Below are 12,318 nucleotides of genomic sequence, written 5' to 3' on the forward strand. Positions count from 1 at the left end.
ATTATGAATGGATTAAATTTGCTTTACACCATGGGATCACGATCTCTTTGGTCAATGGCGCTAAAAGCGTTTGCGCATCATCCAAATCAATCCATTTCATTTCAGCAATTTCTGCATTGATTTTTGGTGTTTGTTCTAGGTCGACTAGATAGAGATAACTCACCAATTGAAAGTCTGCTTCATTGGCCGCTTTTGTTTCAAAACGCCCAATAAACTGAGTAATCTCGGCTTGAACACTAATTTCTTCTAAAATCTCACGCAACATGGTCTGCTCAGGTGGTTCATTGGGTTCTAGCTTTCCACCAACCTGCATAAAAAATTGTGTATTTTGCTTTCTCACCAAGAGCAATTGTTTTTTATCATTCAAAATCACAGCTGCCGCGACAGTAATAACATTCATAAGATTTAAAATAGAATAAAAACACAATATATTGTGACAGCAATAAATTTAAAAACAATATATTGTGTTTTAGTTTTTAACCAAATGTACGATCTGCTTGATCTAATTTAACCAATTCTTCACGTTCTTTTACACCCCATTTTGGTTCTGGTGCTTGATAGTGACTAAACTGGGTTAGAATTTCTTCGATCGAAGCAGAATCAATCAACTGATCTGTAAAACGCGCTTTAGAAAAACCTTTGTCTGTCGTGAGTTGAATAAATTTCAATAAATCATCATAAAAACCTTCAACATTTAAAAATGCACAAGGTTTTAAATGAATTCCCAATTGTGCCCACGTCCATTGCTCAAAAATTTCTTCAATGGTTCCTGCACCACCAGGCAATGCAATAAAGCCATCGGAAAGTTCAGACATTTTTGTTTTACGTTCATGCATATTTTTAACAATATACAGCTCAGTCAAATCTGGATGGGCCAATTCACGATCGACCAAACCCTGAGGGATCACACCAATCACTTTGCCTCCTGCTGCCAAAGCACTGTCAGCAACAATGCCCATTAAGCCTGAACGACCACCACCATAGACCAAAGTTTTCCCTTGCTTGGCGATTGTTTCACCAGTCAGCTCTGCTACATCAGCAAAAATTTGATCCGTACCTAACGATGAACCACAAAAAATAGCAATAGAATTCATAAATTTAACCTAACTTTAATTTTGTCATGCTAAAAATGCAGACGGCCAATCAAGATTTTTTTTACAAAACAGCAATGTAATGAGTGTTTTTCCTAAAATCCTTGTCTAAAATACACACATCAAATTGACACCACACTGCGCAAGGGAGAAAAGACATAATGCTTGAAGCCTTTTACGCCACTGAGCGCGGTAGCTTAGAAGATGCAACAATTAATGGTGGATTCGACCTACATCCTGAATTGGTATGGGTTGACCTCATTGCACCTTCACAAGAAGAACAAGAATGGGTTTTAGATGCTTATCAGCAAAATTTACCAACTCTTAAATCTTTAGAAGACATTTCATCCTCTGCACGATTCTACCGTGATGATGATGGGATTCTACATATCAGTACTTACTTTTTAACAAAAAATAAAAATTACCAAGTTGAAGGCGATCCCGAAGATACTTCAAACATGCTTGCCAATGTGCAGACGGTTGCGTTCATTTTGCATAAAGACCGCTTATTTACCTTACGTGGTGAAAAGCTGGTTGCCTTTCGTGCCTTTCGTGCACGCGCACGCCGCAATGACTATGAAATTGAATACAAAGATCCGACATGGATTCTTTTAGGTTTATTAGAAGCAAAACTGGATGAGCTTGCGGATATATTGGAAGATATCCACAAAGACTTAGAGTTATATTCCACAGAAGTCCTCAACGTCCGTCATCGTGAAATGATTTTAGACTTAGATGACATGATTACCCGTTTAGCACAAAAGGAAGATATGCTTGGAAAAGCGCAACTTTGTCTGATTGACTTACGTCGTGTCTTGACCTTTCTGTCTCGTCCTCGCGCATTGGGGAGCCATATCTATGATGCAGATATTCGAGAGTTAAGTGAAGATGTACGTTCCCTTGTAGAACATGACGCGTTCTTGTTCCAAAAAGTACGATTCTTGCTTGATACCACCTCTGGATTTATTAACACTGAACAGAACGATACCATTCGTCGCTTCTCCATCTTACCCAGTATGCTTGCGCCACCGATGTTGATTGCCAGTATTTATGGGATGAACACTGAGATTCTGCCTTTTGCCCATGGCCACTGGAGCTTTTATGTGGTGATTAGCATCTTAATTGCTTTCTTTGTGGGGCCTTTGGCTTACTTTAGATGGAAGAAATGGATTTAAATACTCCATTCCCCTTATTGGATTGAGTTGAGATTTAGCACAGCTCAAAGCAGAAAGAAAAATGAGTCAATAAAAAAGCACCTAACGGTGCTTTTTTACATCAATCTTGCATGCGCTAAATTAATTTCAAGTCATCTTGCAAATGGCAAGCTTGAATAATTTTCATCATCTTTTCAGGCACTGCTTTAAACTGCAATCCCTCAAGATTTGGTGTTTGACGTAACCACTGCACAAATACAGATAAAGCAAGGGTACTGCCATGTTCAAGCTGTGATAGATTCACAGTTATTGGAAAATTTTTCTCATTTTGAATCACTTTCAAACCATTTAAATAATAGCTTTCAGCATTCTCGTAAGCAATTTTACCGCTAACATATAATTCCTGATTTTTAAATTCAATCACTCGCTTGCACCTATCTATGTTATGAGCTTACTTCTTAACAGCTGCGTCTGCATCAGGCTTGAATGTTGCAATTGCTTTATCAATATTGCCGCCGTTACGTTGCACGTTCGCAGCAAATTGGTTACGGAATTGCAAACCTAGATCGATACCAGACACATTCAAATTACGTACTTTCCATTGGCTACCCGCATCAGACAATTGGAAAGATACAGGGATCTTTTCGCCATTGTTATTGAAGTCTAAAGTAACCACAGGAAACTTGCTGTTGGTTGCCTTATACGGACGCATTGAATACGATTGATTTGAATACTTCGCAAATGCGCTACCATAATTCTCAATCAAAGTATTACGGAAGTTTTGTTCAAATTGCGCACGTTGAGCAGGGGTACTGCTATTTGCATAAGTTCCCATCACAATACGTGTAAACGCTTGACCATCCACATAAGGATCAAGGTTTTGGCGAACAATCGCTTTAACAGTAGCAGGGTTTTGCAATTTACCTTGATCTGCTTTTAAGCGCGAAATCAGGCCATCAGCAACACGTTTAACAAATGCTGGTGGTGCTTCTGCTGGAGCAGCTTGAGCTGCAGTCGCCACCATAGTTGCCAAAATAGTTGCAGTAAAAGTTTGTTTTAACAGCATGTTCATTTTCAATAACTCCTCTAATGCCTATTCAACAAATGAAGTTTGAGCATCAGTTGTTTCAGTGGATGCAGATGCATCTTTAGCTTCCGATGCGCCAGTTGATGATTTTCCTGCACCACCCGTAATAAATTTGGTAATCAAATCTTCTAGATCCATCGTACCCTGGGTGTTTTCAATGCTTTCACCACGTTTAATGTAGTTAATGCCGCCACCTGGTACGATTTTCAAATATTTTTCGCCTAAAAGACCATTGGTTGCGACCATTATGTAAGCATCTTCATCAATATTTGTGATGGATTTCATGTTACCTAACAGTTGCGTTTCCATTTCTTTTTGTTTCTCAGGTGTCGCAGCCTGATAATCAGCACTGTAGTGTAAATCACCTAGCGCATTTTCTTTTACTTTCTTCAACTGTTCCGCATTGAAGGTTGTCAATGAACCATCCAAATCGAATTTAACCGTTGCATGACGTGTCACAGGATCAAGTGTAATTGCATCAACTTGTCCAATTTTAACACCGCTCATGGTCACTTTGGCACGCGGTTTTAAACCATTCACATTGTCGAATGTTGCAGTCATTTCATAACTGTCTTTTAAGTTTGTACCGACCAAACCACTCACTTTCATGGCTAAAAAGAATAGAGCAAGACCAAAAATGATGACAAAAATACCGACGGTCAGCTCACTAGCACGTGATTTCATTAAACACCTCCGAACATGACCGCAGTCAACACGAAATCAAAACCTAAAACACATAACGATGAATACACAACAGTACGTGTCGTAGATGTTGCGATACCTTCAGATGTTGGTTCACAAGCATAACCTTGATACACCGCAATCCAAGTACAAATTAAAGCGAATACTAAACTTTTAATGATGGTCCCGTTAAACACATCTTTCATAAACTGAGTGCTACTCAGAATACCACTCCAGTACGAGCCTTCGTCTGCGCCGAGAAAATCAACACCGACCATTTTGCCACCCATAATACCAATCGCAGCAAAGATCACAGACAGCATCGGCAAACTGACAATACCGGCCCATAAACGTGGAGAAATCACACGCTTTAACGGATCAACACCGATCATTTCCATACTGGATAATTGTTCAGTTGCCTTCATTAGGCCAATTTCAGCAGTCAAAGCAGAGCCAGCACGACCAGCAAAAAGCAAGGCAGCCACAACAGGCGCAAGTTCACGTAACAAGGTTAAAGCCACAGCCGCGCCCAACATGGCTTCACTACCAAAAGTGACCAAGATGTTATACATCTGCAAACCGAGTACTGCACCGATGAACAGACCAGATACAGCAATGATCAATAAAGACAGTACGCCTACTCGATACATCTGATAAATGAAAAGTTTTACACCAAGTATTGTTGGCAAAGAGAATAAAATGCGCAACAACATGAGCATTGCAACACCAATGCCCTGAACACGTTCTAGAACGCGTCTACCCAATAAGGCAATAGCATTCATGAACTAACCTCATTACTTAAATAGGCTTGATGACTAAATTGATAATCAACAGGACCTTCAACCGAACCTGTTAAAAATTGCTGTACAAATGGAGAAGCGTGTTGTTGCAATTGCTCAGGTGTCCCCTCGCCTTGCACCTTACCTTCAGCCACAACATAAATATAGTCAGCAATTGATAATGTTTCATCAACATCATGTGAAACAATAATTGTTGTTAGATCTAAAGCATCACGTAATGATCGAATTAATCGGGTCAAAACCCCCATCACAATCGGATCTTGCCCAGCAAAGGGTTCGTCATACATAATCAAGTCTGGGTCAAGCGCAATCGCACGAGCAAGCGCCACGCGTCGATTCATCCCGCCAGAAAGTTCTGCGGGCATTAACTTTTCAGCACCACGCAAACCAACCGACTCTAATTTTAGCGCCACCAACTCAGCAATTAAATTTTCTGGTAATTTTGTATGTGCGCGAATTGGAAAAGCAACATTTTCATAGACGGTCATGTCGGTAAATAACGCACCACTCTGAAATAACATCCCCATACGCGCACGTGCAGCAAAAAGCTCATTACGTGACATCGAAGCAATGTTTTTCCCATCAAGTCGTACTTCACCAGCATCTGGGCTAAGCTGACCACCAATGAGCCGTAATAAGGTTGTTTTACCCGTTCCAGATGGTCCCATGATTGCGGTAATTTGCCCACGACGAATCTGCAAACTCACATTATCGTAGATAACGCGTTCACCTCGGTTAAAACTTAAATTTTTGACTTCAATTAAAGCTTCAGCTTCGGAATGACTGTGTTTATTCATAGCTGAACTTTTTCCTGCATTTATCAGCCCACATACTATACTCTTAAATATCTATATGTTTTGTAATTAAAAGATAATAAAAAATCATAAAGAATATTCATCTTTATAAACAATGTTACTTGGGCTATTTTTTAGTTTTTTACTTTTAAATTTTATTTAATGAGCAAATAGATTATCTAAAAAGCAGGCTATAAAAAAAGTACCCAACATTTGAGATCAATAAAAGTGAGAACATATATAACATAATTACCTCAAAGAAATCATCAACTTTATTAGATTCAATTTTTCATAAGTTAAGTCTAACTGTTTTATTAAATAAATTGAACTATGTCACACTTTATTCTACCAAATACTTTTTAACTTGCAATAAAAAACCAGCCTTTAGGCTGGTTTTTTATTAAAAATATCTAATTAATCGTTGAATTTGCGACGCGGACGGTCTGCATTGAATTCACGCTTTGGACGGTCTTCACCACCAAATTCACGCTTAGGACGATCTTCACCGCCAAACGCACGTTTAGGACGATCTGAATTAAATTCACGCTTCGGACGGTCTTCACCACCGAATGTACGCTTAGGACGATCATCACCGAAAGAACGTTGTGGACGGTCACCGAAACCACCTTCACGGCGTGGTGGACGATCACCAAATTCACGCTTAGGACGATCAGCAAAACTGCCTTCACGACGTGGTTTGTAATCTACGCTGTTGCCACGGTTGTCATCATTCGAGTTAAAACGAGGTTTATCGTTAAAACCGCCTTCACGACGTGGACGATCAGAGTTGAAATCACGCTTAGGACGATCTTCGCCACCGAATGAACGTTGTGGACGGTCACCGAAGCCACCTTCACGACGTGGTGGACGATCACCAAAATCACGCTTAGGACGATCTTCACCACCGAATGAACGTTGTGGACGATCACCGAAACCACCTTCACGGCGTGGTGGACGATCACCAAAATCACGCTTAGGACGATCATCACCATAAGATGGACGATCACCACGTGGTTTGTCATCGAAGCTACGACGTGGACGATCATCACCGCCTTCACGACGTTTGAAGTTTGATTCACCTTCAAAACGACGACCACCGCCGAAACCGCCACGACCGCCTTCACGACGACCGCCACCGTTACTACGACCACGACCGCCACCATCACGACTACCGCGAGCTGGAGGTGGAGATGGCTCTAAACCTTCGATTTCAGAAACACTTAAACGCGCTTCTAAATAATCTTCTAAAGCACGGATTTTACCGCGTTCACGGTAAGTTGCTAAAGTGATTGCCTTACCAGTACGACCCGCACGACCTGTACGACCAATACGATGCACATAATCTTCATTCTTCATTGGAAGACCGAAGTTAATTACGTGAGAGATTGTTGGTACGTCAAGACCACGAGCAGCTACGTCTGTAGCAACAAGAATTTTTGCACGACCTTCACGGATACTCCGTAAACGACGGTTACGTACAGTTTGTGGCATAGCACCATGAAGCGCAACAACTGAAAGACCAGCTTCTGCAAGCTCTTCAGCAAGCATATCTGTATCTTCTTGAGTTGAAGCAAATACAACTGCTTGATCTACGTCTTCTTCATTTAACCAATGGGTAAGCAATTTTTTCTTATGCTCAAAGCCATCAGTCCAATGTAAAGTTTGGGTAATATCAGTATTTGTAGAATGACCTGTTTCAATTGCAATACGTTCAGGTTCGTTCATCATGCGTTCAGCAAGATTAATGATACGTGGTGCAAATGTTGCAGAGAACATTAATGTTTGTTTACGATTTAAAGCTAAATCGCTGATAGCTTCTAGGTCTTCAGAGAAACCTAAGTCAAGCATACGGTCAGCTTCATCGACGATTAAAGCATCAACTAAATCAAGTTTAATTTGACGACGGTTTACAAGATCAAGTAAACGACCTGGAGTCGCAACAACAACTTGTGCACCTTTTAATTGTTGGATTTGCTTACCAAAAGGCATACCACCCATGATTGCTGCAACACGTACACCTTTCATATGGCGTACAAATGCAATCGCATCTTGACATACTTGTTGTGCAAGTTCACGAGTAGGTGAAATCACCAAGATATTTGGTTGAGTTACTGCTTTCATACGATCTTTAAATGGTACAAAAGTATCTTGACCAGCTAAAGCGTTTAACGTAGGGAGTAAGAATGCAGCAGTTTTACCAGAACCAGTTTGGCTTGATACTAGAAGGTCTTTTCCTTCTAAAGCCGCTGGAATAGATAGTTCTTGAACAGGAGTCGGCGTAGTAAAACCAAGACTCTCGAGTGCTTTCTGTAGCGACTCGTCTAATGAAAATTCAGCAAAAGTTTTGCTCATAGAGATATTCACCCTAATGTGGGTGCTCCATTAATATATGGTCTGATGGACATCGGCAAAAAGCGGCACAGCAATAATCGCTGAAAATATAGAATCAGCGGCGATCCGAGAACGACGATGCGTATAACGCACATTTGATAACAGCCGCAACCTGAAGGAATCGCTTAAGCGATTGGGTGGGGCGCGAAATATTGTCCTCTCTTTGGACCGGACGCGCATACACAATATAGAAGAGAAATGTTCAGGTAATGAACGAAATTTAGTGCGTGCGCAGAGTATAGCAGAATTTATAATAATGTCACGAAGTTTTATTGTTTTTTCCTGTATTGTATTAAGTCATTCATTATCTTCAGGAATTAAATAAAAAACTTGATCTACAGCTAAACTTTCATCCTCAAGAATATCTGCTACAGCTCCCCCTAAACACTCCACGGTAAACTCGCTTAGAATAATCGTATTGGTTTGCCAATGATATGTGCCTAAAGCACACGCGCCTGTTTGTTTATTTTTCTGCATCAAATATTGAATATTTTCAGTTGTGCTTGCACTCCCCCAAAATGTTTGTCCATCTATAATGATCCAAAAGTCTATGTTTTGCAGTGCAACCTCTTCATGAGGGATTGTATGATGGGTTTTTAGACTAAATTTTTCATTTTGATAAATAGTTTTCAATTGATTTATTCCGAGTTAGTTTTTGGATTTCATCTAAGTGCCACCATTAATTCGATAAATTCTATACCGTGCCTGTTCTGCAAGCTCTTCTTTATCTGAATCCGTATATTCTTCTATTAAATTGATAGCTTCTACTGTACCTATTTCTTGTAATACCCAAAGACATCTTTTGAAATAGGTAGAATCCTCTTCACTAGCTAAATATGACAAGTGGGGTTTTAAAAAAATTGCTCGCTTTATATAAGGAATAGCATAAGAATCTTTTCTCATTTGAAGATCGCAAATAATTTCCATATGATCCTCATGCTCTAATAGCAATAATCTTTCGCATTGCTCTTGAGTTGTTTTAGATTTATCTATTTTAAGATATGGATTTCCCTGTTCCATTTTTTGGCTCATAGAGTTAAAACCAAATAACTTTTTTTACTTTATCCAGTAAATTTCTCACCCTTAGCTTCCCCCAATAAGTTGTATTATTTTTATATCAGTACTATTCGCTAGGTCTTGCAATCACGAAAGTTGAAACAACGACATTCAGTATTGCTAGTATCGCATTAAATCGCAACGCATAAAAAAGCCCTCATAAAGATGAAGGCTTTTTTAAACTCAATCTACACAAGTATAAATTACTTCGCAGCTTCACCCCAAGCAGGAACAACAGCTTGCATCAATGGTTTTAACATTTTCATAGAACACGCAATCACTTGACCGTTTTCCATAGAATCTGAACCACCACGAGCATCAACGACTGTACCACCCGCTTCTTTCACCATAAGCTCGCCTGCTGCGATATCCCAAGGTTTTAAACCGAGTTCAAAATAACCATCTAAACGACCAGCCGCAACATAAGCCAAGTCCAATGCAGCAGAACCCGCACGACGATATTGTGCGCCAGCTTCAGTTACATTTAATAATGATTCAAAATGGTTTTTCGCATAAGAAACAATCTCACCATTACGTTTAGCGCGGTAAGCATGACCTACGCCCATAAAGGTATTTTCAAGACTGTCTTTAACATTCACACGAATACGACGTTGATTCAACATTGCGCCACGACCACGGCTTGCAGAGAATAGCTCATCTTTCACAGGGTCATAAATAACACCGTGTTGAGTTACACCTTTATGTTGAACTGCAATAGATACACAGAAATGTGGGAAAGCATTGATAAAGTTTAAAGTACCATCAAGAGGATCAATCACCCAACACCAATCGGCATCGTGACCTTTACCTTCTTGTAGTCCAAACTCTTCACCAAGGAAGCTGTGATTTTTATAACTTTTACGAAGCGTATCAATAGTCAACTGCTCGATATAACGATCTACACGAGTCACTGGACCATCAATACCTTTTTCTTCGACTTGTAGATCGAGTTTATGACGATTTTGATGCGCTTTTAAAAGCTCTTGACCAACTAACTGAGCCGCACGCGCAGCCATCACCACCATAGGTTCCATTGAACACCCACTACAAATTTGAAGATACTGATAAAGAATAATGCATAAAAGCGCCGACATTTTAGCAAATATCGGCGCTTTTTGGGAAATTTTGTTGCTAAAATTTTACAACTTTAACTTTTACATGAGCTTAAACGTGTTGTACCAGCTTTAACCAAGCCTGTTCAATCGAGTTTTGAATACCTTTTACATCTAAACCACAGTCTTGAAGCATTTCAGAATGGCTTGCTTGTGCGAGGAATTCATCAGGTAAACCTAGGTTTAAAATTGGCTTTACAATTTGTGCCTGTGCCAAAAACTCATTGACCGCACTACCTGCACCGGCCATTACAGCATGTTCTTCAACAGTTACAAATAAGTGAGTTTTGTCTGCTAAATCACGAATAATCTGTTCATCCAATGGTTTCACAAAACGCATATTGATCACACGAATTGCAATATCCAACTTTGGTGCCAGTTGTTTTGCTGATTCAAGCGCAGGTTGAACTCGACTACCAAAGGCCAAAATCGTGATACCTTCTTCGTGTTCAGTATTGAGTTCTAACAATACTTCAGCTTTACCAATTTCCAGCTCAATCAACTGTTGTTGAATTTCTACGCCTAAACCATTACCGCGTGGATAACGTACTGCAGTTGGGCCTTTGTATAGATATGCTGTATGCAACATTTGGCGACATTCGTTTTCGTCTTTTGGCGCCATGATCACTATATTGGGTACAGTACGCATATAAGCATAGTCATACGCACCAGCATGCGTAGGACCGTCTTCGCCGACTAAGCCTGCACGATCAATACCAAAGGTCACATCAAGATTTTGTAAAGCAACATCATGAATCAGCTGGTCATAACCGCGTTGTAGGAATGTTGAATAAATCGCCACAACTGGCTTCAATCCTTCACATGCCATACCCGCAGCTAATGTCACGGCATGCTGTTCTGCAATTGCAACATCAAAGTAACGCTCTGGAAATTGTTTAGCAAACTGTACCATGCCTGAGCCTTCACACATGGCAGGCGTAATTGCGAGTAATCTGTCGTCTTGTGCAGCTTCATCACAAAGCCATTGCCCAAATACATCTGAATATTTTGGCGCTACATTTTTAGTTGCTGATGCATTAATTTTGCCAATCGCATGATATTTAATTTGATCCGCTTCAGCAGGTGCAAAACCCTTACCTTTCACGGTATAGACATGGATCAGGCGTGGCCCTTTACGCTTTTTCAGCGCATTAAAGACTTGTACCAATTGCTCCACATCATGGCCATCAAATGGGCCAAAATAATCAAAACCAATGGCTTTAAATAGATTATCCGCAGCATCAGTCGCAGATTGATGTAAACGAGAATTATAGTTCCATTCAGGGCAATCCTGTACAAAAGCTTGCCCTTCTTCATCAATATTGATGAATTGCCCTTGTTCCCAAATTGCAGCTAAATGCTTAGCAAAACCACCCGTGCTACATGAAATCGACATATCATTGTCATTGAGTACCACCATCAAATCAGCATTATGCGCCACTGCATCATTCATGGCTTCAAATGCCATTCCAGCAGTCATCGCACCATCACCAACGATAGCAACAACTTCACAAGGATCTTTTTGATAACGACGTGCCAAGGCCATACCCAAACCAGCAGAAATTGCAGTCGATGAATGTCCTACACCAAAGGTATCAAATTCAGATTCATCACGCGCTGGAAAAGCCGCCAATCCATCTTTAGAACGGATGGTCATCAATTGCTCACGGCGTCCTGTAAGGACTTTATGTGGATACGCCTGATGGCCCACATCCCAAACTAAACGATCCCGTGGTGTTTCAAAACAATAGTGTAAGGCAACTGTTAATTCTATAACGCCAAGGTTTGCACCAAAATGCCCGCCACTTTGTCCAGCAGCATACAAAATAAATTGACGCAATTCGTCTGCGACCTGCGGCAATTGGCTTTGCTCAAACTGACGTAATTGTTGAGGATGATTAATTTCATTCAACAAAGGCGTAACAGGACGATGACTAGGTATTTCGGTATACAACATATGTGGCAAAGCCTTCTAAAGCCTGGCAAATCTAGCTAGGTAAACGGGTTAGCATGATTGTGAGAACCAATGATATCATATTCAATCAGCCACATTTATAATGATGCGTCATTGGAACTTCCAAGTCAGCAAGTGTGCTCTTGCTGTCAATTATCATGAATAATCTATCTATATATCAACTATTATCGTGTGCTT

13 protein-coding genes are annotated in these 12,318 nt (G+C 40.3%); 1 reads left to right on the plus strand and 12 read right to left on the minus strand.

The genetic code is table 11. From position 1 onward, the window contains the following. Position 1: 1 nt before the first annotated feature. Both AC07U8_RS19015 and AC07U8_RS19020 read right to left on the minus strand, forming a co-directional pair. A complete protein-coding gene (locus AC07U8_RS19015) occupies positions 2–400 on the minus strand; it encodes an NUDIX hydrolase (protein WP_303576654.1) in 399 nt (132 codons plus the stop codon). A gap of 76 nt (positions 401–476) precedes the next feature. Then, entirely contained in the window at positions 477–1,094 is a 618-nt protein-coding gene (locus tag AC07U8_RS19020; RefSeq protein ID WP_004816846.1) for an LOG family protein, read from the minus strand. Positions 1,095–1,252: 158 nt separating this feature from the next. On the opposite strand from AC07U8_RS19020, the gene AC07U8_RS19025 reads away from it, so the two are divergent. Next, complete coding sequence (locus AC07U8_RS19025; RefSeq protein ID WP_004816845.1) at positions 1,253–2,266, plus strand: magnesium and cobalt transport protein CorA; 1,014 nt, start codon at positions 1,253–1,255, stop codon at positions 2,264–2,266. Positions 2,267–2,381: 115 nt separating this feature from the next. Here AC07U8_RS19025 and AC07U8_RS19030 read toward each other — a convergent pair whose 3' ends face one another. The 10 genes from AC07U8_RS19030 to dxs all read right to left on the minus strand — a co-directional run bounded on the left by AC07U8_RS19030 (position 2,382) and on the right by dxs (position 12,123). After that, positions 2,382–2,669: a toluene tolerance protein gene (locus AC07U8_RS19030; protein ID WP_494738414.1), complete on the minus strand. Its 288-nt coding sequence runs from the start codon at positions 2,667–2,669 to the stop codon at positions 2,382–2,384. 27 nt (positions 2,670–2,696) lie between these two features. Further along, positions 2,697–3,317: an MlaC/ttg2D family ABC transporter substrate-binding protein gene (locus tag AC07U8_RS19035; RefSeq protein WP_004725637.1), complete on the minus strand. Its 621-nt coding sequence runs from the start codon at positions 3,315–3,317 to the stop codon at positions 2,697–2,699. A 21-nt stretch (positions 3,318–3,338) separates the two neighbouring features. Further along, complete coding sequence (gene mlaD, locus AC07U8_RS19040; RefSeq protein ID WP_244014196.1) at positions 3,339–4,016, minus strand: outer membrane lipid asymmetry maintenance protein MlaD; 678 nt, start codon at positions 4,014–4,016, stop codon at positions 3,339–3,341. After that, positions 4,016–4,795, minus strand: coding sequence for a lipid asymmetry maintenance ABC transporter permease subunit MlaE (gene mlaE / locus AC07U8_RS19045; RefSeq protein ID WP_004725633.1), 780 nt, complete (start codon positions 4,793–4,795; stop codon positions 4,016–4,018). Before mlaE ends, mlaD begins: the two co-directional genes overlap by 1 nt. Next, positions 4,792–5,610, minus strand: coding sequence for an ABC transporter ATP-binding protein (locus AC07U8_RS19050; RefSeq protein WP_004725631.1), 819 nt, complete (start codon positions 5,608–5,610; stop codon positions 4,792–4,794). The genes mlaE and AC07U8_RS19050 overlap by 4 nt, the downstream gene beginning before the upstream one ends. Before the next feature lie 411 nt (positions 5,611–6,021). Next, the gene (locus AC07U8_RS19055; protein WP_494738415.1) at positions 6,022–7,959 is read right to left on the minus strand and encodes a DEAD/DEAH box helicase; all 1,938 of its coding nucleotides are present in this window, start codon (positions 7,957–7,959) and stop codon (positions 6,022–6,024) included. A gap of 336 nt (positions 7,960–8,295) precedes the next feature. Next, positions 8,296–8,631, minus strand: a complete 336-nt coding sequence (locus AC07U8_RS19060; protein ID WP_494738416.1) for a hypothetical protein — start codon at positions 8,629–8,631, stop codon at positions 8,296–8,298. Positions 8,632–8,664: 33 nt separating this feature from the next. Further along, positions 8,665–9,030: a hypothetical protein gene (locus tag AC07U8_RS19065; RefSeq protein WP_494738417.1), complete on the minus strand. Its 366-nt coding sequence runs from the start codon at positions 9,028–9,030 to the stop codon at positions 8,665–8,667. 227 nt (positions 9,031–9,257) lie between these two features. Further along, complete coding sequence (locus AC07U8_RS19070; protein WP_004725624.1) at positions 9,258–10,088, minus strand: inositol monophosphatase family protein; 831 nt, start codon at positions 10,086–10,088, stop codon at positions 9,258–9,260. Positions 10,089–10,218: 130 nt separating this feature from the next. Next, positions 10,219–12,123, minus strand: coding sequence for a 1-deoxy-D-xylulose-5-phosphate synthase (dxs, locus tag AC07U8_RS19075; protein WP_209827904.1), 1,905 nt, complete (start codon positions 12,121–12,123; stop codon positions 10,219–10,221). Between the last annotated feature and the right edge of the window lie 195 nt (positions 12,124–12,318).

The sequence above is a fragment of the Acinetobacter sp. GW821-FHT01E09 genome (genome assembly GCF_059422385.1).